Origin of the sequence: Devosia sp. 919 (assembly GCF_013185965.1) — a bacterium.
Lineage (GTDB): Bacteria > Pseudomonadota > Alphaproteobacteria > Rhizobiales > Devosiaceae > Devosia.
Genome location: NZ_JABAOL010000001.1, coordinates 1,747,052 through 1,766,067, shown reverse-complemented (window position 1 = coordinate 1,766,067; position 19,016 = coordinate 1,747,052). Strand labels below are relative to the sequence as shown.

Below are 19,016 nucleotides of genomic sequence, written 5' to 3'. Positions count from 1 at the left end.
TTACGGCAAAAAAAAAGGGCCGCCGAAGCGACCCACTTTCCTGGTTTTTATGGAGGCGTCGGGCCTCAGAACGGGATGTCGTCGTCCATGCCGCCGGACTCAAAGGCCGGGGCGCTCGGGGATGGACGGCGGCCGCCGCCACCGCCCCCATTGTCGGACTGGCGGGCGCCGCGGAAGCCGCCGGGCTCGCCGCCCCCTGCCCCTTCACCCTCGCCGCGGCCGTCGAGCAGCGTAAGGTTAGAGTTGAAGCCCTGCAGCACAATCTCGGTGGAGTATTTGTCCTGGCCGCTTTGGTCCTGCCATTTGCGGGTTTGAAGCTGGCCTTCGATGTAAACCTTGGAGCCCTTTTTGAGGTAACTTTCGGCTACACGCGCCAGACCTTCCGAAAAGATCACCACCCGGTGCCATTCGGTCTTTTCGCGCCGCTCGCCGGTGTTCTTGTCTTTCCAGTTTTCCGAGGTGGCGATGGACAGATTGACCACCTTGCCGCCGCTGGGAAGATTGCGCACTTCGGGGTCGTTGCCCAGATTGCCTACCAGAATGACCTTGTTGACGCTGCCTGCCATGACATGCTCCGTTTCGCTTTGCTTGGCCTGCGGCCCGCTTGGGTTCTACTTAACGCCCAAAACCGCGGCCGCTCAGCCTTTTTTGGCGTTTTGAACCGGTTTGTGCCGGCTGCGCCTGACCGCTGGACCCCAGTAGATGGGGATTGCCCTTTAACTTCGTTCATCTTATGTTCTCAGTGCGGGGCGAGTCAAGGATGGCGGAAGGGGCCGCCCGAGAGGTACGCGATGGGGATGCTACTGACACGCTGTGTCAGCAGGCCTGCGGGATGGAGTGGCTCCAAAGTGGTGAGCGCTTGACCCCGGGGCTTTGTTGGGCGCGTTGACAGCGGGTGCAAGGCCGCCATGCCGGCCCTTTGCCTTGCCTGCCCGGTGGCGCGCCCCTATTTGTGAGTTCCCGCCGACCGTCCGGCCGTTATATGCCGACACCTGTCTGGCGCAGCCTTTATGAACATGGATCGTGATGCCCAATCCCAGCCTTAATCGTGAAATCGTGGTGCGCGGCGCGCGCGAACACAATCTCAAGGGCATCGATGTCCGGCTGCCGCGCGACAGCCTGATCGTGATGACGGGCCTGTCCGGCTCTGGCAAATCGTCGCTGGCCTTTGACACCATCTATGCCGAAGGGCAGCGGCGCTATGTAGAGTCGCTGTCCGCTTATGCGCGGCAGTTTCTCGAAATGATGCAAAAGCCCGATGTGGAGCATATCGAGGGGCTGTCCCCCGCAATTTCCATCGAACAGAAAACCACCTCGCGCAATCCGCGCTCGACGGTGGGCACGGTCACGGAAATCTACGATTACCTGCGCCTGCTGTTTGCTCGCGTAGGCATTCCTTATTCGCCCGCCACGGGGCTGCCGATCGAGTCCCAGACCGTGTCGCAAATGGTGGACCGGGTGCTGGAGCTGCCCGAGGGCACGCGGCTTTATCTGCTGGCGCCGATTGCGCGTGGGCGCAAGGGCGAGTTCAAGAAGGAACTGGCGGAGCTGGGGCGCAAGGGCTTCCAGCGCGTCAAGATCGACGGCGAATATTTCGAGCTCGAGGATGCCCCTACCCTCGACAAGAAGTTCAAGCACGATATCGAGGCGGTGATCGACCGGGTGGTCGTGGGCCCCGACCTCAGCGGGCGCTTGGCGGAAAGCTTTGAAACGGCGCTCAAGCTCGCCGACGGCATCGCGTTGGTGGAACTGGCCGACGAAACCGACGAGAACGGCAAGCCGCGCCAGATCACCTTTTCGGAAAAGTTTGCCTGCCCGGTTTCCGGTTTCACCATTGCCGAGATCGAGCCGCGGCTGTTTTCGTTCAACAACCCGTTCGGCGCCTGCCCGGTTTGCGACGGGCTGGGGACCGAGCAGAAGATCGATCCGGGCCAGGTCGTGCCCGATTCAAGCCTCAGCCTGCGCGACGGGGCGGTGCTGCCCTGGGCCAAGACCTCGGCGCCCTATTACCTGCAAACGCTGAGCGCGGTGGTCAAGCATTTCGGCGCCTCGACCGGGACCGCCTGGGCCGACCTGCCCGACGAGGTGCGGCAGGCGGTGCTCTATGGCACCGGACGTACGGCAATCGAGTTCGTTTATGACGACGGCTTGCGGCAATACAAGACCACCAAGCCCTTTGAAGGGGTGATCGGCAACCTCGAGCGACGCTACAAGGAAACCGAAAGCGCGGGGATGCGCGAGGAGATCGAAAAATACATGTCGCAGGCGCCATGCGTGGCCTGCAACGGGTATCGGCTCAAGCCCGAAACGCTGGCGGTCAAGATTGCGGGGCTCCATATCGGGCAGGTCACCGAAATGTCGATCCGCGCCTCGGACGAGTGGTTTGCCGGGCTGATGGCGCAGCTGACGCCGAGCCAGAAGCAGATCGGCGAGCGCATTCTCAAGGAAATCCGGGACCGGCTGACCTTCCTGATCGATGTGGGGCTCGATTACCTCAGCATGTCGCGCAATTCGGGGACGCTGTCGGGCGGGGAATCGCAGCGCATTCGCCTCGCGAGCCAGATCGGCTCGGGGCTGACGGGCGTGCTGTATGTGCTCGACGAGCCCTCGATCGGGCTGCACCAGCGCGACAATGCGCGCCTGCTCGATACGCTGCGGCGGCTGCGCGACCTCGGCAATACCGTGATCGTGGTGGAGCATGACGAGGATGCAATCCTGACGGCCGACTATGTGGTCGATATCGGGCCGGGTGCCGGGGTGCATGGCGGCCATATCGTGGCCGAAGGCACGCCCGACCAGATCCTGGCGCATGAGGACAGCCTCACCGGCAAATATCTGTCGGGCCGCATGGGCATTGCCATTCCGGCCGAGCGCCGCGAGGGCAAGACCGGCAAGTATCTGTCGGTGCGCGGCGCCACGGGCAACAACCTCAAGGATGTGGATGTGGATGTGCCGCTCGGCATGTTCGTGGCCATTACCGGGGTGTCGGGCGGCGGCAAGTCGACCCTGATGATCGACACCATGTATACCGCTATCGCGCGGCGCCTCAACGGGGCACGGGTGATGCCGGCGCCGCACAAATCCCTAACCGGGCTCGAGCATCTCGACAAGGTCATCGACATCGACCAGTCCCCCATCGGGCGCACGCCGCGCTCCAATCCGGCGACCTATACCGGCGCGTTCACGCCGTTACGCGAATGGTTTGCCGGCCTGCCGGAAGCCAAGACGCGCGGCTATGGGCCGGGGCGGTTCTCGTTCAACGTCAAGGGCGGGCGCTGCGAGAAGTGCGAGGGCGACGGGGTGCTCAAGATCGAGATGCACTTCCTGCCCGATGTTTATGTCACTTGCGATGTGTGCAAGGGCAAGCGCTACAACCGCGAAACGCTTGAGGTGCAGTTCAAGGGCAAGTCCATTTCGGATGTGCTCGACATGACCATCGACGAGGCGGTGGAGTTCTTTTCCGCGGTGCCGACAATCCGCGACAAGTTCACGACGCTGCAGCGGGTGGGGCTGGGCTATGTGAAGGTCGGGCAACCGGCAACGACGCTGTCAGGGGGCGAGGCGCAGCGCGTCAAGCTCTCCAAGGAGCTGTCCAAGCGGGCAACCGGGCGAACGCTGTATATGCTGGACGAGCCGACGACGGGGCTGCATTTCCATGATGTCGCCAAGCTGCTCGATGTGCTGCATGAGCTGGTGGATACCGGCAATACGGTGGTGGTCATCGAGCACAATCTCGAAGTTATCAAGACGGCCGACTGGGTGATCGACTTAGGCCCCGAAGGGGGCGATGGCGGCGGCGAGATCGTGGCGCAAGGCACGCCCGAAGAGGTGGCGGCGAGCCCGCGTTCGCATACCGGTACATTCCTCAAGCAGGTGATGGAGCGGCGGCCGGCCACGGCGCGGCGGGCGGCGGAGTAGCCAGCTATGCGGGGGGCGCATGTCGCGCCTGCCCGATGAGCAGTGGAAGGTGGCAGCGAAGCTCGGCATGCTTGGGTTTGTCGCGATTTGGAACAGGAGCACGGGCCATGTTCGTGCGTGCCGTCTGGTGCATCAAGCGCCCCGTCGAGATCAAGCAGGACCGCCGGGAAATCAACCTCCCCTGCCGGCGAGAGCCTGATCCGCTGGGGCTTTGCGGGCCGGAGTTCAACAAAATGACGCGCGGGCTGTTCGACCGCTGAACACGCCAAGCGCAGAAATAAGCACCGGCCGTGGGATCTCCATCCCGCGGCCTTATTTCTGACCGGAGCTTTAACCGGAAATGAACGGCGGTGGTTAAAGCCGCGCTTGGCGTGCATGGCTCGTTTGACCAATGACCCACTGCAAGTGTCGTGCGCAATGGCCTAGATATATCGGCGTAGACGCAAGGAGAAATCGAATGGACATCCGCAAGACTTTCAAGAAGTGGGCCGCTTACCAGCAGACCGTCCGTGAGCTTACCGCTCTCGACAATCGTCAGCTGAACGATCTGGGTATTTCGCGTACCGATATCACCCGTGTTGCCCGCGATCATGCCAGCACGCTTTAAGCATTACTGCCCAAGCCTCAGGTTTGACATAGACCGAACACCCGCTTCTCTGTGAGATGCGGGTGTATTGCTGTTCAGGCGAGCCTGCTCGCTTGACAATCAGCTGCAAAGATTCGCCCAGCAATAGGGCAAAGCAGGATTGCCGTTCACCGCGATGAACGCCTTCTGAACAAGTGCTCAAGCGCATTTGAGCAGACGGCAGCCCGGCTGCGAGACGCGGCAGTTGCGCTGACGCAGCGGCCTTGTTATGGGCGCTCATGTCCTCATCAGAACCTATCCATATCATTGGCGGCGGTCTGGCCGGCTCCGAAGCTGCCTGGCAGGCGGCACAGGCCGGCGCGCGCGTCATCGTCCACGAAATGCGCCCGGTGCGCCCCACCGATGCCCACCAGACCGAGAGCCTGGCGGAGCTCGTGTGTTCCAACAGCTTCCGCTCGGACGACCATGAGCAGAATGCCGTGGGGCTGTTGCATGAAGAGATGCGGCGCTGCGGCTCGCTGATCATGCAGGCGGCCGACCAGCACAAGCTGCCGGCCGGCGGTGCGCTGGCGGTGGACCGGCACGGCTTTTCGGCCGAGGTGACCAAGGCGATCGAGAGCCACCCCAATATTTCCATCGAGCGCGAGGAAGTCGCCGGCTTGCCGCCAGCGGACTGGCGCAATGTGATCGTGGCGACCGGCCCCCTCACCTCCCCGGCGCTGGCGGAAGCGGTGCTGGAGTTGACGGGTGAGGATGCGCTGGCGTTTTTCGACGCCATTGCGCCCATCGTGCACTACGACAGCATCAACCAGGACATTGTCTGGGCGCAGTCGCGCTATGACAAGGCGGGCCCGGGCGGCACCGGGGCGGACTACCTTAACTGCCCGATGGACCAGGAGCAGTATAACCGGTTCGTCGATGCGCTGATCGAAGCGCCGCTGCATGAGTTCAAGGACTGGGAGAAGGTGCCCTATTTCGATGGCTGCCTGCCCATCGAAGTGATGGCCGAGCGGGGGCGCGAAACGCTGCGGCATGGGCCGATGAAGCCGGTCGGTTTGACCAATCCGCGCAACCCCACGGTCAAGCCCTATGCGATCGTGCAGCTGCGGCAGGACAATGCGCTGGGCACGCTGTGGAACATGGTCGGGTTCCAGACCAAGATGCGCTATGGCATCCAGGCCGAGATCTTCCGCATGATCCCGGGGCTCGAGAACGCGCAGTTCGCGCGTCTCGGCGGCCTGCACCGCAACACTTTCCTTAATTCCCCCAAGGTGCTGGGCGCCGATCTCAAGCTCAAGGCTGATCCGCGGCTGCGCTTTGCCGGCCAGGTGACGGGCGTTGAAGGCTATGTGGAAAGCGCCGCGATCGGGCTGGTGGCCGGCCGCATGGCGGCGGCCGAAGCGCGTGGCGACACCCTGCCCCCGCCCCCGATCACCACGGCACTGGGCGCGCTGCTCGGCCATATCACGGGCGGGCACCTTGAAGCCGAGGGCTATAGCGGGGCGCGCAGCTTCCAGCCGATGAACGTCAATTTCGGGCTGTTCCCGGAAGTGACGGTGACCAAGCCCGAGGGCGCGGGGCGCTGGCGCGGCAATGACAAGGTGATCGCCAAGCGGCGCATGATCACGGCGCGGGCGCTGGACGATCTCAAGAGCTGGGCATGACGGGCGGCGCGCTCGAAGCTTATCTGCATGAGCATATCCCGCTGTCGCGGGGAATGGGCGTGCAGGTGGTCTCGAGCAGCGCCGAAGCCGTGACTTTGGGCGCGCCACTCGCGCCCAATATCAATCACCGCGATACGGTGTTTGGCGGCAGCGCTTCGGCGCTGGCGACGCTTGCGGCCTGGTCGCTGCTGCATGTGAGGGTGACTGCGCAGGGGTTGCCGAGCCGGCTGGTGATCCAGCGTAACAGCATGGAATATTTGCGCCCCATTGCCGGAGAGTTCACGGCAACGGCAACGCTGGATGGCGACTGGGCGGCGTTTACCCGCATGCTGGCGCGCAAGGGAGTGGCGCGGATCGCGGTGCGCTCACAGCTGGATTATGCCGGTGAGATGGTCGGGGCGTTCCGCGGCGAGTTTGTGGCGTTTGGCGGGGAGCGGGAGTAGCCGCGCGTCGTGCTTAGGCACCGCCATCTCGGGATGGGCCGCGGCTCAAGGCCGGGGTGACAGCTAGTGGGTGGGGCGGCCTCGGAAGTCCGCCCGGCCGCAGGGGCGCTTAGCGGTTGCGGAATGTCCACCAGGAGAGGCGGGCGATTTTCTGCCAGTCGGGCAAGTCAGGGAGAATGGCGAAGAGGCCCTCCCCCGAGCTGTTGATGCGCTCGAGCTGGGCGCGCAGCGTGGTGAGCGGGGCGAAGGCGGGGCGCAGATTGCCGGGCAACGCGGCGATGGCGGCCTCGGCCTTGGCGAGGTGGTCGGCGGCGAGTTCGGCGATCTGGCCAAGGGCGGCGGCGAGGCCTTCGCTTTCGGTGCCGGTGAAGATCTCGCTTTCGCGCACACCGTTGGCGGCAAATATGGTCCAGGGCAGCATGATGCGCCCTTGCCGGGCGAGGACGCCAAAGGCGCGGCGGTGGCCGATCAGGGCGTGGGCGACGCCGAGATGGCCGGCGGCATCGCCAGGCTCGACCAGTTGGCCGTTGTTGAGGATCATCGCCGCGAGCTGATAGAGCGTGGAAGCGGTTTCGCCGGCATAACCCTCGAAGCTTTCGAGGTCCGGCATCGGATCGTCGTAGAGATCGAAGCGCCGCGCGCCGAGGAGGCGCTGCAGGGTGCCGGCGGGGATGGCGTAGCGCTCCACGGTTTGGAGCAGCGCATCGGCAACGGGGTTTTGCCGGAGCTCGCCATGACCCTCGCCGCCCAGGGCGTCGTTCCACCATTGCAGACGAATTTCGCCGGGCGCGGGATTGGAGACGCGCTCACGAATGGCGGCGACTTCGGCGCTGAAGGCATAAAGCGCGGTGACGGGGTCGCGGTGCTCGCCCAGCACCAGGGTCGAGAGATAGCGGTCGCGATCGAGTTCGCGCAGGCTCGTGGCGGCATGCCTGAAGCTTTGATTGCTGCCAGTCGCCTGGGCCTGTGCCATCACCGGACCCGGTCGACGGCCAGCAGCGCGGCGCCGACGGCGCGTTGCTCGGCGAGGAGCACATTATAGGTGCGCACCGCGCCCCCGGTGGCGATGGCCTCCACGATGATGCCACGCTCGCGCAGGGCTTCGCGGATGCCGCGGGGCAGCCCGAAAATGTCAAAGCCCAACCCGATCAGCAGAACATCGATGGCGTCGGCCGCGGCAAAAACCGGAGCGAGGCTTTCGAGCGTGATGTCACCGGGCTCGGTGACGTCCCAGGCGTGCATGCCCGTGGGCAGGCAGAGGAGCGAGCCGCGATGGGACAGGTCGGCAAAGCGGAAGCCGCCCTTGCCATAGGCATCAATGCCGACCTGCTGCGGGTAAAAGCCGCTGCCGCGCCCTTCCTCCGACATGGCCTCAGACAGCCGGCTCGTCGACGGGCTTCTTTTCGGCCAGATCGGTGCGCTCAGCCCGGGACTTGAGGCCGAAATTGATCAGGATTGGGCCGGCAACGATGATCGAAGAATACATGCCCACCAGCGAACCGAAGGTCATGGCGATGGTGAAGGAGCGGATCACTTCGCCGCCAAACAGCACCAGTGGAATGAGCGCCAGGAACACGGTGAACTGGGTGAGCGAGGTGCGCACGATGGTCTGGTTGATCGACAGATCAATCAGTTCAGGCATGGGCATGCTCTTGTACTTGCGCATGTTCTCGCGGACCCGGTCCGAGATCACCACGGTTTCGTTGAGCGACAGACCCACCAGGGTCAACACCGCCGCGATGGAGGTCAGATTGAACTCCAATCCGGTAATGGAGAACAGACCGATGGTCATGATGATGTCGTGCGTGGTGGTCGTGACCGCGGCCATGGCGAACTGCCATTCGAAGCGGAACCAGAGATAGAACAGGATGGCCACGAGCGCGATGATCACGGCGATCGTGCCCTTCCAGGCCAATTCGCTCGAGACGGTGCCGCTCACCGCTTCGGTGCGGCGCACTTCGTAGTTCTCGGTGGCGAGGGCGTCGACGACCTTCTGAACGGCGACCTGATCGGCATCCTGGCCGCCTTCCTGGGCCTGGACGCGCACCAGCACGTCCTCGGGCGTGCCAAAGCCCTGCACCTGCACTTCGCCGAGGCCCAGGCCCTCAAGCAGCTCGCGCACCTGCCCAACATCGGCGGGGCCGCCGACATGCTGGATTTCGATCGCGGTGCCGCCCACGAAGTCGATGCCGAGATTGAAGCCCTTGAAATAGGCCGAGCCCAGCGACAGCACCGAAGCGACCAGCGAGAAGGCGATCACATAGCGCGAGATCTTCATGAACGGGATCTTGGTGCCGTCCGGAATGAAGCGGAAGTGCTGGATCTTGAGGGTCTTGGGGCGACGCCAGTTGTACCACAGCCGCACGAAGTACAGCGTGACCGTGTAGGAGGTAAAGAGCGAGGTCACGATGCCGAGCGCGAGGGTAACCGCAAAGCCCTGCACGGGACCCGAGCCGAGGAAATAGAGCACCACGGCGGCAACGAGCTGGGTCAGGTGCGAGTCAACGATGGTGCCCCAGGCGCGCTCGAAGCCGGCATTGATGGCCTGCAGCGGGGTTTTACCCGCTTTCATTTCTTCGCGCATGCGCTCGTAGATAAGCACGTTGGCGTCCACGGCCATGCCGATGGTCAGCACGATGCCGGCGATGCCGGGCAGCGTCAGCGTGGCGCCGAGCATGGACAGGGCACCAAAGATCAGGACGATGTTGAGGATCAGCGAGATGTTGGCGAATACCCCGAACAGCCCATAGGCGATCACCATGAAAGTGATGACGAGGACGGCGGCGACAATACCGGCGGTCAGGCCCGAGCGGATGGAGTCGGCGCCAAGGCTGGCGTCAACGGTGCGCTCTTCGACCACATCGAGCGAGGCGGGCAAGGCGCCGGCGCGCAGCAGCACGGCAAGATCGCTGGCGCTCTGGGTGGTGAAGCTGCCCGAAATCTGGCCGGTGCCGCCGGTGATCGGCTGCTGGATCACGGGCGCGGTGATGACCTGCTCATCGAGCACGATGGCAAAGCGCTGGCCGACATTGGCCGAAGTGATCTGGCCAAAGGTCAGGGCGCCATTGGTATCGAAGCGGAAGGAAACGACCGGAATGCCGCGCTGCTGGTCGTAGCTGGGCTGGGCATCAACGAGCGACTCGCCGCCAAGGGCCACGTCTTCAAAGATCAGCTCGGCGCCGCCATCCTGGCTGGGCAGGATCATGGTGCCGGCGGGCAGGCCCTGGGCTTCCGCCTGGGCAGCAGTCAGGCCGGGATAGACCATGTGGAAGGTCAGGCGCGCGGTCTGGGATATGAGGTTCTTGAGGCGCTCGCTATCGCCGAAGCCGGGAACCTGGACAAGAACGCGATTGGTGCCCTGGCGCTGGATGGAGGGCTCGGTGGTGCCAAGCTCGTCGATGCGGTTGCGAATGACTTCGATGGACTGGGACACGAGCGAAGAGGTGCGCTCGGCGATGCCTTCGCGGGTTAGCGAAACGGTGAGCTTGCCGTCGGGGCTTTCGCCAAAGGCGAGTTCGTTGACGCCGCCGGCCGCGAACATGGAATTGCTGACGGTGTTCTGCAGGCCCTGGAGGGCGTTGCGCGCCGCTTCGAGCTGGCTGGGGTCGGTCAGCTCGATGACGAGGCTGTTGTTGGCGGCATCGGTGGTGATGAGATTGCCGATGCCGTTCTGATTGGCCAGGACGTTGCGCACATCACGGCGCAGGCTTTGCAGCCGTTCGGACACGATGCCTTGTTCGTTGACCTGGAGCAGCAGGTGCGAGCCGCCCTGCAGATCGAGCCCCAGCACCACGGTCTGCTTCGGCAGCCAGCCGGGCCAGTTCTCCCTCACATTGTCCGGCAAGAAGCTCGGCACGGCAAAGAGAATGCCCATCAGGGCAACAATGACGATGATAGCGGTACGAACGGGCGAGAACTGCATCAGGTGTCCTAGAGACGAAAAAACCGGGGCAGAGCCCCGGCATGATCCTGCTTAGACGACAGGCTTGTTGTCGTTGACGGGCTCGGCTTTGGTGCGAACATCGGCAACCATGCCGCGCACCAGCTTGACCTTGACGCCCTGGGCGATCTCGACTTCGAGGTCTTCGCCGTCAACGGCCTTGGTGACCTTGCCGATGATGCCGCCAGTGGTCACAACGGTATCGCCACGACGGATCGCCGAGAGCATTTCGCGCTGCGCCTTGAGGCGCTTCTGCTGGGGGCGGAAGATCAGCAGCCAGAAAATCACCACGAGCAGCAGAATGGGCATCATCTGGATGATGATGTCCTGAATTCCACCACCGGCGACGGGGGCGCCTGCCGCCTGGGCAAAAGCGGGCGTAACAAACATCGGCGAGCTCCTTTAGGTTTTCTTTTTTGGCTTTGCTGGAGAACGGGCGCCTAGCCGATTGGCATGTAGGGCGCGACTGGACGCAAATCTAGGCTGCAGCACTTGCGCCCGGATCAAAATCGCGCGGAGTATACCCGCGGCCCCCTTCCATTGCAAAGGCAATCCGGGAGTCACACATTGCCGCGGCAACAACAAAGGAAGCCCCGTTGACCAGCCAAGACTATCTCGCCGAGATCGCCCAGTCCCTCGCCCGGATCGCCCAAGCCTTACAGCCAAAGGATGCAGGCGTCGACCAGGCGGCGGTGTTGGCGAGCGCTTCGGCATTCCACTGGGACGGTGCTGCCGGGCAGTTGATGCCGGTGCCGCGGGTAAGCCGGGTGCCGCTGGCCATGCTCAAGGGAATCGATGCGGTGCAGGATATCCTGTTGCGCAATACCGAGCAGTTTGCGCGCGGGCATGGGGCCAATAATGCGCTGCTCTGGGGCGCGCGGGGCATGGGCAAGAGCTCGCTGGTCAAGGCCATTCACGCCGACATTGTCGAGCGAACCGATGGGGGCTTCCTGCGGGTGGTGCTGATCGAGATTGCGCGCGAGGATTTGGAATCGTTGCCGGTGCTGATGCGGCGGATCGCTAATGCCGAGGGGCGGTTCATCGTCTTTTGCGATGACCTCAGCTTTGACAGCGGGGAAACCTCCTACAAGTCGCTCAAGACCATTCTGGATGGCGGGCTTGAGGGGCGGCCGGACAATGTGCTGTTCTATGCCACCTCGAACCGGCGGCACCTGATGCCACGCGACATGATCGAGAACGAGCGCGCCACCGCGATCACGCCGGGAGAAGCGGTGGAAGAGAAGGTGTCGCTGTCGGATCGATTCGGACTGTGGCTGGGGTTCCACAATTGCGACCAGCCCACGTTCCTCCTCATGGTCAAAACCTATGCCGAGCATTACGGGCTCGACATCGACGAGGAAACGTTGCGGGCGCGGGCGATCGAATGGTCGGCGACGCGCGGGGCGCGGTCAGGCCGCGTGGCGATCCAGCTGGTGCGGACGCTGGCTGGAGAAATGGGCAAGGCGGTATAAACCGCCCTGCCCTTCAAGCAGTCTCCGAAGATGTCAGGCGATGCCTAGCTGGCGAGCAGCGGCATCGGATCGACCGGGGTTGCGCCCTTGCGCAGCTCGAAGTGGAGCTGGGGCTTGGACACCGAGCCCGACATGCCGGCGGCACCGATGGTGTCGCCGCGATTGACCACGGCACCCTTGGCAACGCTCATCGACTTGAGGTGCGCATAGGCCGAGACATAGCCATTGGGGTGGCGGATCAGGATCAGATTGCCATAACCCTCGACGCCCGAGCCGACATAAATGACGGTGCCATTTTCGGCGGCGGCGACAGCGCTGCCTTCGGAGGCCTCGATATTGATGCCCGTGCCCTTGGACGAGGCAAAATCGGTGAGGACGCGACCGGTGACGGGCCAGCGGAACTTGTCATTGCCCGACATGGCCGGCTCGGCGGCGGGCGCCGGAGCCGTGGCCGTCTTGGTGGGCGCTGCCGGTGCCGCCGCGGGCTGGCTCGGAGCGGCGGGTGCCGCAGCCGTTGGAGTCGGCGTCGTGGGCAGAGTGGCGATGGTGGTGGCGGCAGGCGCGGCAGTCGGTGCAGCGCTGGCCAGCTGGGTCACCGGAGCGGCTGGCTTGGCCAGATCCGAGCGGCCCGGAATGATCACGGCCTGGCCCACAACGATCTTGTCGGGCGAGGACAGTCCATTGGCCTGCACCAGGGCCTGGGTGGTCACGTCATAGCGACGGGCGATGGTGTAGAGCGACTCGCCGCTGGCAATGGTGTGGGTGTAGGCGCCATTGGCACTGGCGGCGGGAGCCGTTGGGGCCGGAGTGGCAGCCATCTGAGGCCGCTGGGCTGCAAGGTTGGACGGCGGAGCGCCCATGGCAACGGCGGGAGGAAGGGGAGCGACGGGGGCAAGGCTGGTCTGGGCTTGCATGGCGGGTTGTGTTCCCATTGAAGACTGTGAACTCAGTACTGGAAGGTCTTGGGACTGCACGGACGGCATCGAGCCCGTCGGCGCAACCGGCGCCATTGCGGTCATCGGTTGTGGGTAGCCTGAGGGAGGCGAATTCCAGCCGCCGCCACCGCCGCTAACATTAGCGGGGGGCACGAACGAGCCTTCGGCAACCCGGGTGGACGCGCCCAAGCTCGATGGCATGGGCTGGTTGAGCGAAGCCGGCGAGGACTGGCCCACAGAACTGGTGACCGTCGAGTCACCAAAGCTGCGACTACCCAGGCTCGAACAGCCAGAAAGCGCAACCGCACCGACCACAAGGCCTCCGATCGCGACGGCATTCTTTAAGGCCCGGCGGGATACGCGTGTACTCATTATTCTCATCCGTACGCGGCTACTCAACACGAGTTTGAATCTAGGCCGGTAAGGTAAAGACGAGTTTAAAGCCGTCGCGATTTGCATAAAATCCGCACGGGTTTTGTGTTCGGTAAGGTTAAGGCGCGGAAAGGCCGCTCAGCCTTGGGCCAGCGTCAGCGTTCCGGCGATGCGCAACAATTCGGCGGTGTCGGTTTGCTGCAGGCCCAGTGGGGTTACGGTGACCGCATGGCCTTGGCGCAGCTGCTCGAAATCGGCGGCTGGATCCAAGGGCATGGGGGTTTCGGGAATGGCGACGAAGAACTTGCCGGGATTGTCGCTGGCGTAATAGCGGAAGGGCGAGCGCGAAAAGCGCTGATGGCGCACCACGGCGAGGCCGCTGACCGCATCGGGGGCGCAGGTGGGAAAGTTGACGTTGTAATAGATATCGCGCGGCGGGGACGCAGCGAGAATTGCCCGGGCGGCAGCGGCGCCATAGCGGCGGGCATTGGACCAATCGATGGCGTGGCCCTGCTCGTAATTGATGGCCTGGCTCATGGCGATGCCGACTGCCCCCTGCAGCGCGCCTTCGCGCGCCCCGCCGGCGGTGCCCGAACAATTGATGATGTCCCCCAGGTTCTGGCCGGCATTGACGCCGGAAAGAACGAGGTCGGCGGGGTGATCGCCCAGGAGGTGGGTCATGCCGGCCACGACACAATCGGCAGGCGAGCCACCGACCACGGCAAAGCGGCGGGGCCCGCGCTCGTCGATGCTGAGTTCGCGCCCGAGCGTGAAGCGGTGCCCTGCCCCGCTCTGGTTGCCGTCGGGCGCGACGATCCAGACATCGTCGCTCAGTTCGCGGGCGATGGCGGTCATCACTTCGATGCCCGGCGCATCCACACCGTCGTCATTGGTGATGAGGATGCGCAAGGCCATTATGAGCGTCCGATCGTGGTGAGGCCGCCCATATAGGGCTGGAGCACAGCGGGAATGGCAATGGTGCCATCTTCCTGCTGATAGTTTTCCATGACGGCAATAAGACTGCGGCCCACGGCCGTGCCCGACCCATTGAGGGTATGAACGAAGCGCGGCGCCTGCTTTTCGCCGGCGGGACGATAACGGGCATCCATGCGGCGGGCCTGGAAATCACCGCAGACCGAAACCGAGGAGATTTCGCGATAGGTGTTCTGGCCGGGCAACCAGACTTCAAGGTCATAGGTGCGCTTGGCGCCAAAGCCGATATCGCCGGTGCACAGGTTCATGACGCGGTAATGCAGGCCGAGGCGCTGCAACACGGTTTCGGCACAGCCCAGCATGCGCTCGTGCTCGTCGACCGAGGTTTCGGGCGTGGTGATCGAAACGAGTTCGACCTTGTTGAACTGGTGCTGGCGCAGCATGCCACGGGTGTCGCGACCCGCCGAGCCCGCTTCGGAGCGGAAGCACGGGGTGAGCGCGGTGAAGCGCAGGGGCAGTTCTTCCTCGCTGAGGATCGCTTCGCGCACGAGATTGGTGAGCGGCACTTCGGCGGTGGGGATGAGGGCCAGGCGGCTGTCGCCATGCGGGGTGAAGAACAGGTCTTCCTCGAATTTGGGCAGCTGGTTGGTGCCAAACAGCGCCTCGTCCTTGACCAGCAAGGGCGGCTGCACTTCGAGGTAGCCATGCTCGGTGGTGTGCAGATCGAGCATGAACTGACCGAGGGCGCGTTCCAGGCGGGCGAGCTGGCCCTTGAGGACAACAAAGCGGCTGCCCGAGAGCTTGGCGGCGGTTTCAAAGTCCATGGCGCCCATGGCTTCGCCGAGCTCAAAATGCTCCTTGGGGGCAAAGCTCAGGCTCGGCTTTGGCGCACGCACCTGCGCAGCGGTTTCGGCGGTGCCGTTGCGGCCGAAATATTCGACATTGCCGGTTTCGTCGGTCCCATCGGGCACATCCTCGAAGACGAGGTTGGGCAGCACCGACAGTGCGTTGCGAAGCTCAAGCTCAACGGCGCGCTCTTCGGCTTCGCCCTGAGGGATGAACTCCTTGAGGCCGGCGACCTCGGCCATCAGCGCGGCGGCCTTGGCTTCGTCCTTTTGTGCCTTGGCCTGGCCGATCTGCTTGGACAGGGTGTTGCGCTTTTCCTGCGCGTCATTGAGGCGGGTGATGATGTCGCGGCGGCGATCATCAATGGCCAAGAGATCGGCCGCGCGCACAGGCACGCCCTTGCGGCGCGACATGCCGGCATCAAAGGCTTCGGGATTGGCGCGGATCCATTTGATATCGAACATGGCTAGAGGGGTTGCACCCCACCTCTTCAAGGGTTTTCGGGACGCGGAGGCCAGCCGCCAGCAGATGCGGCAGGCAGGCCCCAAGCGGGTCGGTCAGTTGCCGGCGATCAGGACGACAGTCCGCTTGCCCGAGCCGCTTCGGCCGCAGCGCGGCGCCGCTCGATCATGCGCACTGACATGATCGAAAGCTCGTAGAGCAGGTACATGGGCACGGCAAGACCGATCTGGGAAATCGGATCTGGCGGGGTGATGAAGGCAGCAAAGATCAGGATGCCGACAATGGCGTAGCGGCGGCCCTTCTTGAGCATGTCGACATGGACCAGATCGATCTGAGCCAGGAGCGTCAACACCACGGGCAACTGGAAGCAAACGCCGAAAGCCAGGATCAGCGTCATGGCTAGCCCAAGATATTCCGACACGCTGGTGAGCATGCGGATCTCATCGGTCTGCATGCCGGCAAAGAAGTGCAGCGCCATGGGCAGCACAACGAAATACACCATGCAGGCGCCCAGAATGAAGAAGATGGGCGTGGCAATGAGATAAGGGATAAAGGCGCGGCGCTCATGCTTGTAGAGGCCGGGCGCCACGAACATGTAGATCTGGCTGGCGATAAACGGGAAGCCCAGGAAAATGGCACCGAACAGCGCGAGGTTCAGCTGGGTGAAGAAGAATTCCTGGGGCGCGGTATAGATCAGCTCCAGATCGCCGGGATCGGAATAGATCGAGCGATAGGGCCCAAGCAGAACGTCGAAGATGTTGCCGGCAAACACGAAGCACAGCATCATCAGGGCGACCACGGCGATCGCCGAATAGATCAGGCGCTTGCGCAGCTCGACCAGATGCTCGAGCAGCGGGGCTTCGCTGCCCGCCAGCTCGTCTTCAGGCTCGGGTGTCGTGCCTTCGATCTTGAGCTTCTCGTCGGCCATCAGCTGTTCTCAAGCGGCGTTGGAGCTGCCGGGCTATCGGCAGGCTCGCCGGGAAGCGCGGGCACTTGTTCGGTTTCGCTCGGTTTCTTGGAGCGCTTGCGCGGCTGGCGGGGCGTAGGGGCCGCCGGCGAATCGGCAGGCTCGGTGGGCAGAGCATCGGGCACTTCGCCCTCAGATGCCGACTTCTTGGTGCGCGGCTTGCGCGTCTTGGGCGTGGCCGGAGCATTGAGGGGCGCGAGTTCGGTGGTGGTGACCGGCGCGGTAGGGGCTGGGGTGGCTTGCACGGGCGCCTCAACAATCTGAGCGGGAGGGAGCGGAGCGGGCGCCGAAGCAGTCGCCTCGGCGGCGGGCGTTTGGATGCCAGCGGCAGCGCGTATCTCGTCGACCACGCTTTCGGCCGCCGGATCGGCAGGCTTGATGATCCCGCTGGGCTTTGGCCCGGTCGGGGTCATGGCGTTGAACTCACGCCGGATTTCTTCGCTGGTCTTTTTAAGCGGCGCGGTGATGGAGTTGCGCAAATTCCGCACCTCGTCGAGCCCCGTCGTCTTGTTGATCTCGCGCTGGAACTCGTTGCCCATGCGACGGATCTGGCCGACGATCTTGCCGACGCGCTGCATCACTACGGGCAGGTCCTTGGGGCCAATGACGATCAACGCCACGACCCCGATGACCAGCATCTCTGTCCAGCCCAAGCCGAGCATATAAGTATCCTTGCCTACGAACGCGTCGTCTAAACGGACCCGATACCGGAACCTTAGAGCTCGCGGGTCTTTTCGGCTTCGCGGGCTTCGATATCAGCGGTGGTGGTGACCCGGTTGACCGGCTTGTCATCGTCGTCGCGCATGCCTTTCTGGAAGGCTTTGATGCCGCTGGCGACTTCACCCATCATGCCGGAAATCTTGCCACGGCCAAACAACAGGATGACCACAACGGCCACAACGAGGATGCCCCAAATTCCTGGCGCGTGCATATCAATCTCCCTTGAACTACGTCCATCGCGATAGCCTGACAGATATAGCGAGAAATAGGTTTAATCGCGGGCAAACACAAGAACGTGTTGCTGATTGCACACCCCGCAACGCCGCAGGCGACTATTGCTCAGCAGAATCGAGGTCTTGCAGCGGATCTTCATCCTCGTGCAACGGGCCATCAAAGGGCAGGCGCAGCGAAGTTGGCGGGCGCGAAACCAGCAGCCCTGCCCCCTTGAGGTCTTCGATGCCAGGTAGATCGGCGAGGCTTTCCAGCCCGAAATGGTCGAGAAAGGCTGGTGTGGTGCCATAGGTCACGGGGCGACCGGGAACCCGGCGGCGGCCGCGCAGGCGAATCCAGCCGGTTTCGAGCAGGATGTCCATGGTGCCCTTGCCAACGGCGACGCCGCGGATTTTCTCGATCTCGGCGCGGGTGGCGGGCTGGTGATAGGCAATGATCGCAAGGGTTTCGAGCGCGGCGCGCGACAGGGTGCGGCTCTCCTCCTGCTCGGCGCGGAGCAGGAAGGACAGATCGGGCGCGGTGCGAAAGGCGTAGGCGTCACCGCGGCGGACGAGATTGACGCCGCGGCCGGCATAATGGCGGGCAAGCTGATCGATTGCGGCCTCGACATTGGCGCCTTGGGGCAGATGCGCGCCCAGCTGGGCCGCCGTCAGCGGCTCGGCCGAGGCGAAGAGCAGCGCTTCCAGGATGCGCAGCGCCTGATCGGGAGCGAGGGGATCGTGGTTGGTCAAGCGCCCTCCCCGCTCCGGCGGCGGAGCATCAGCGGGCCAAAGGTTTCCTTTTGGCGCAGCTCGATCTCGCCCTGGCGCACCAGTTCCAAGCTCGAGGCAAAGCTCGAGGCGCGGGCGGTGACCCGCTCGGCGGGATCATCGATATAGGCGGAAAGGCAGGCGTCGAGGCTGACCCAATCGCCGGTTTCTCCCACAAGGATGCGCAGCCGGTCGCGCGCATCCTGGAGCGACCAGACGACGCGGATGCGGGGCGAATAAGCCGGCGGATGGACGCGCTCGCGCTGGGTGGCATAGGCCTTGAGCAGATCAAGCAAGCTCGTGTCCCAGCGGGTGTGGCGGGCGATCTCGACGGGCTCTGGATCGCCGCGGGGATGCACCGCAATGCCGAGGCGCGGCCGATTGCGCAGGCGAGTGGCGGCCTGGCGCATGGCTTCGAGGCGACGCAGCCGCCATTGCAGCCGGGCAGCCATTTCGGCGCCACTGGGCGCCTCGTCGGCGGGCGCGGCGGGCAACATCAAGCGGCTCTTGAGATAGGCGAGCCAAGCGGCCATCACGAGGTAATCGGCGGCGAGTTCGATGCGCTGTTCGCGCTGCTCTTCCACAAAGGCGAGATATTGGTCGGCCAGTTGCAGCACGGAAATGGCCGCAAGGTCGACCTTCTGGCGGCGGGCCAGATCCAGCAGCAGATCGAGGGGACCCTCGTAGCCGTCCAGATCGACATGCAGCACCGGCCCGTGGTCGGGCTTGGGGTCGAGCCAATCGGTGGCGATGCTGCTGGTCATAAAAGGTTCTGCGG

General features: G+C 63.9%; 19 protein-coding genes. 6 read left to right on the top strand and 13 right to left on the bottom strand.

Features of this window, described 5'->3' with window-relative positions:
- Positions 1 to 65 precede the first annotated feature (65 nt).
- A complete protein-coding gene (ssb, locus tag HRQ64_RS08505; RefSeq protein WP_172122972.1) occupies positions 66 to 566 on the bottom strand; it encodes a single-stranded DNA-binding protein in 501 nt (166 codons plus the stop codon).
- A 460-nt stretch (positions 567 to 1,026) separates the two neighbouring features.
- Between ssb and uvrA the strand changes: the two genes are divergently transcribed.
- From uvrA to HRQ64_RS08480, 5 genes are all read left to right on the top strand, one after another.
- Positions 1,027 to 3,918, top strand: coding sequence for an excinuclease ABC subunit UvrA (gene uvrA / locus HRQ64_RS08500; protein ID WP_172122971.1), 2,892 nt, complete (start codon positions 1,027 to 1,029; stop codon positions 3,916 to 3,918).
- A gap of 107 nt (positions 3,919 to 4,025) precedes the next feature.
- On the top strand, positions 4,026 to 4,178 hold the full coding sequence (locus HRQ64_RS08495; RefSeq protein WP_164854773.1) for a hypothetical protein: 153 nt from the start codon (positions 4,026 to 4,028) through the stop codon (positions 4,176 to 4,178).
- Positions 4,179 to 4,375: 197 nt separating this feature from the next.
- Positions 4,376 to 4,525: a DUF1127 domain-containing protein gene (locus HRQ64_RS08490; RefSeq protein ID WP_127752621.1), complete on the top strand. Its 150-nt coding sequence runs from the start codon at positions 4,376 to 4,378 to the stop codon at positions 4,523 to 4,525.
- A 257-nt stretch (positions 4,526 to 4,782) separates the two neighbouring features.
- Complete coding sequence (gene trmFO, locus HRQ64_RS08485; RefSeq protein WP_172122970.1) at positions 4,783 to 6,168, top strand: methylenetetrahydrofolate--tRNA-(uracil(54)-C(5))-methyltransferase (FADH(2)-oxidizing) TrmFO; 1,386 nt, start codon at positions 4,783 to 4,785, stop codon at positions 6,166 to 6,168.
- The gene (locus HRQ64_RS08480; RefSeq protein ID WP_172122969.1) at positions 6,165 to 6,611 is read left to right on the top strand and encodes a YiiD C-terminal domain-containing protein; all 447 of its coding nucleotides are present in this window, start codon (positions 6,165 to 6,167) and stop codon (positions 6,609 to 6,611) included. Before trmFO ends, HRQ64_RS08480 begins: the two co-directional genes overlap by 4 nt.
- A 109-nt stretch (positions 6,612 to 6,720) precedes the next feature.
- On the opposite strand, the gene HRQ64_RS08475 is transcribed toward HRQ64_RS08480, so the two are convergent.
- Genes HRQ64_RS08475 through yajC form a run of 4 tightly spaced genes read right to left on the bottom strand, consistent with a single transcriptional unit; the run spans position 6,721 to position 10,941 of the window.
- Positions 6,721 to 7,584 carry a phytoene/squalene synthase family protein gene (locus HRQ64_RS08475; RefSeq protein WP_172122968.1) on the bottom strand — a complete coding sequence of 288 codons (864 nt, stop codon included), beginning with the start codon at positions 7,582 to 7,584 and terminating at the stop codon, positions 6,721 to 6,723.
- Positions 7,584 to 7,979: an MTH938/NDUFAF3 family protein gene (locus HRQ64_RS08470; protein ID WP_172122967.1), complete on the bottom strand. Its 396-nt coding sequence runs from the start codon at positions 7,977 to 7,979 to the stop codon at positions 7,584 to 7,586. Before HRQ64_RS08470 ends, HRQ64_RS08475 begins: the two co-directional genes overlap by 1 nt.
- 4 nt (positions 7,980 to 7,983) lie before the next feature.
- Entirely contained in the window at positions 7,984 to 10,533 is a 2,550-nt protein-coding gene (secD, locus tag HRQ64_RS08465) for a protein translocase subunit SecD (protein ID WP_172122966.1), read from the bottom strand.
- Between the two features lie 51 nt (positions 10,534 to 10,584).
- Positions 10,585 to 10,941 (bottom strand): preprotein translocase subunit YajC, encoded by a 357-nt coding sequence (gene yajC / locus HRQ64_RS08460; RefSeq protein WP_127752615.1) that lies wholly within the window; start codon positions 10,939 to 10,941, stop codon positions 10,585 to 10,587.
- 206 nt (positions 10,942 to 11,147) lie between these two features.
- On the opposite strand from yajC, the gene HRQ64_RS08455 reads away from it, so the two are divergent.
- Positions 11,148 to 12,023, top strand: coding sequence for an ATP-binding protein (locus HRQ64_RS08455; protein ID WP_172122965.1), 876 nt, complete (start codon positions 11,148 to 11,150; stop codon positions 12,021 to 12,023).
- A gap of 44 nt (positions 12,024 to 12,067) precedes the next feature.
- Here HRQ64_RS08455 and HRQ64_RS08450 read toward each other — a convergent pair whose 3' ends face one another.
- The 8 genes from HRQ64_RS08450 to HRQ64_RS08415 all read right to left on the bottom strand — a co-directional run bounded on the left by HRQ64_RS08450 (position 12,068) and on the right by HRQ64_RS08415 (position 19,002).
- Positions 12,068 to 12,937 (bottom strand): M23 family metallopeptidase, encoded by an 870-nt coding sequence (locus HRQ64_RS08450; protein ID WP_172122964.1) that lies wholly within the window; start codon positions 12,935 to 12,937, stop codon positions 12,068 to 12,070.
- A gap of 531 nt (positions 12,938 to 13,468) precedes the next feature.
- Positions 13,469 to 14,245 (bottom strand): 5'/3'-nucleotidase SurE, encoded by a 777-nt coding sequence (gene surE, locus HRQ64_RS08445; RefSeq protein ID WP_172122963.1) that lies wholly within the window; start codon positions 14,243 to 14,245, stop codon positions 13,469 to 13,471.
- Complete coding sequence (serS, locus tag HRQ64_RS08440; protein ID WP_172122962.1) at positions 14,245 to 15,573, bottom strand: serine--tRNA ligase; 1,329 nt, start codon at positions 15,571 to 15,573, stop codon at positions 14,245 to 14,247. The genes surE and serS overlap by 1 nt, the downstream gene beginning before the upstream one ends.
- Positions 15,574 to 15,680: 107 nt before the next feature.
- Positions 15,681 to 16,499 carry a twin-arginine translocase subunit TatC gene (gene tatC, locus HRQ64_RS08435; RefSeq protein WP_172122961.1) on the bottom strand — a complete coding sequence of 273 codons (819 nt, stop codon included), beginning with the start codon at positions 16,497 to 16,499 and terminating at the stop codon, positions 15,681 to 15,683.
- Positions 16,499 to 17,200 (bottom strand): Sec-independent protein translocase protein TatB, encoded by a 702-nt coding sequence (gene tatB / locus HRQ64_RS08430; protein WP_172122960.1) that lies wholly within the window; start codon positions 17,198 to 17,200, stop codon positions 16,499 to 16,501. Before tatB ends, tatC begins: the two co-directional genes overlap by 1 nt.
- A gap of 53 nt (positions 17,201 to 17,253) precedes the next feature.
- Positions 17,254 to 17,469: a twin-arginine translocase TatA/TatE family subunit gene (gene tatA, locus HRQ64_RS08425; RefSeq protein WP_127752608.1), complete on the bottom strand. Its 216-nt coding sequence runs from the start codon at positions 17,467 to 17,469 to the stop codon at positions 17,254 to 17,256.
- Positions 17,470 to 17,590: 121 nt separating this feature from the next.
- Positions 17,591 to 18,220 carry an SMC-Scp complex subunit ScpB gene (gene scpB / locus HRQ64_RS08420; RefSeq protein ID WP_172122959.1) on the bottom strand — a complete coding sequence of 210 codons (630 nt, stop codon included), beginning with the start codon at positions 18,218 to 18,220 and terminating at the stop codon, positions 17,591 to 17,593.
- A complete protein-coding gene (locus tag HRQ64_RS08415; protein WP_172122958.1) occupies positions 18,217 to 19,002 on the bottom strand; it encodes a ScpA family protein in 786 nt (261 codons plus the stop codon). Before HRQ64_RS08415 ends, scpB begins: the two co-directional genes overlap by 4 nt.
- Positions 19,003 to 19,016: the final 14 nt, after the last annotated feature.

Coding starts and splice junctions, on each gene's coding strand:
- ssb (WP_172122972.1), bottom strand. CDS start 566: ATGGCAGGCAGCGTCAACAAGGTCATTCTGGTAGGCAATCTGGGCAAC.
- uvrA (WP_172122971.1), top strand. CDS start 1,027: ATGCCCAATCCCAGCCTTAATCGTGAAATCGTGGTGCGCGGCGCGCGC.
- HRQ64_RS08495 (WP_164854773.1), top strand. CDS start 4,026: ATGTTCGTGCGTGCCGTCTGGTGCATCAAGCGCCCCGTCGAGATCAAG.
- HRQ64_RS08490 (WP_127752621.1), top strand. CDS start 4,376: ATGGACATCCGCAAGACTTTCAAGAAGTGGGCCGCTTACCAGCAGACC.
- trmFO (WP_172122970.1), top strand. CDS start 4,783: ATGTCCTCATCAGAACCTATCCATATCATTGGCGGCGGTCTGGCCGGC.
- HRQ64_RS08480 (WP_172122969.1), top strand. CDS start 6,165: ATGACGGGCGGCGCGCTCGAAGCTTATCTGCATGAGCATATCCCGCTG.
- HRQ64_RS08475 (WP_172122968.1), bottom strand. CDS start 7,584: ATGGCACAGGCCCAGGCGACTGGCAGCAATCAAAGCTTCAGGCATGCC.
- HRQ64_RS08470 (WP_172122967.1), bottom strand. CDS start 7,979: ATGTCGGAGGAAGGGCGCGGCAGCGGCTTTTACCCGCAGCAGGTCGGC.
- secD (WP_172122966.1), bottom strand. CDS start 10,533: ATGCAGTTCTCGCCCGTTCGTACCGCTATCATCGTCATTGTTGCCCTG.
- yajC (WP_127752615.1), bottom strand. CDS start 10,941: ATGTTTGTTACGCCCGCTTTTGCCCAGGCGGCAGGCGCCCCCGTCGCC.
- HRQ64_RS08450 (WP_172122964.1), bottom strand. CDS start 12,937: ATGCAAGCCCAGACCAGCCTTGCCCCCGTCGCTCCCCTTCCTCCCGCC.
- surE (WP_172122963.1), bottom strand. CDS start 14,245: ATGGCCTTGCGCATCCTCATCACCAATGACGACGGTGTGGATGCGCCG.
- serS (WP_172122962.1), bottom strand. CDS start 15,573: ATGTTCGATATCAAATGGATCCGCGCCAATCCCGAAGCCTTTGATGCC.
- tatC (WP_172122961.1), bottom strand. CDS start 16,499: ATGGCCGACGAGAAGCTCAAGATCGAAGGCACGACACCCGAGCCTGAA.
- tatB (WP_172122960.1), bottom strand. CDS start 17,200: ATGCTCGGCTTGGGCTGGACAGAGATGCTGGTCATCGGGGTCGTGGCG.
- tatA (WP_127752608.1), bottom strand. CDS start 17,469: ATGCACGCGCCAGGAATTTGGGGCATCCTCGTTGTGGCCGTTGTGGTC.
- HRQ64_RS08415 (WP_172122958.1), bottom strand. CDS start 19,002: ATGACCAGCAGCATCGCCACCGATTGGCTCGACCCCAAGCCCGACCAC.